Raw genomic sequence first — 517 nt, 5'->3', positions numbered from 1 at the left:
TTTTTTTTTTCAAGCAGAAGACGGCATACGAGATCCTGAGATGTCTCGTGGGCTCGGGGCAGTGATGGGGGCATACAAGATGCTTCGTAATACCAAGATAAGTATCATTAATCCGCAAAAACCGATCTTAGACTTACTTAAGTTGACTCGAGTCAACAAGCTAATATTGAGCTATTCAACAATTGAAGACGCGTTAACAGCAAGCGCATAGCTGTAGCGATGCTCATCCTAGAGGATAGTACTGGAGCCCCTGACCACGGTGGCAATAGGGAGATTAACGTGAACACAAGGAAGTTTAACCAACAATACACAAGCAGCTTAGAAGCATCCCGTACCGTAGCCTCCGATATTCTTCCTTTTTGGCACTCCCTCGGCTTAGATGGAGCAGTGATAGGACAGATGGAGCTATGCATTGTGGAGCTGGTGAATAACGTATTTGAACACGCTTACGCTAACCTTGATGGTGCAAAATTTGAGATTACTTCTTACTTAAGCGACACTCAGCAATTGATTATTG

General features: G+C 44.1%; 1 protein-coding gene. It reads left to right on the top strand.

Features of this window, described 5'->3' with window-relative positions:
* Window positions 1-279: 279 nt before the first annotated feature.
* On the top strand, window positions 280-517 hold a 238-nt coding region (locus K5Q58_RS20815; protein WP_220755744.1), incomplete at its 3' end, for an ATP-binding protein.

The sequence above is a fragment of the Shewanella sp. KT0246 genome (genome assembly GCF_019654955.1).
Lineage (GTDB): Bacteria > Pseudomonadota > Gammaproteobacteria > Enterobacterales > Shewanellaceae > Shewanella > Shewanella goraebulensis.
The sequence above is the reverse complement of the archived record's forward strand: the minus strand, read 5'-3'. Positions and strand labels throughout refer to the sequence as shown.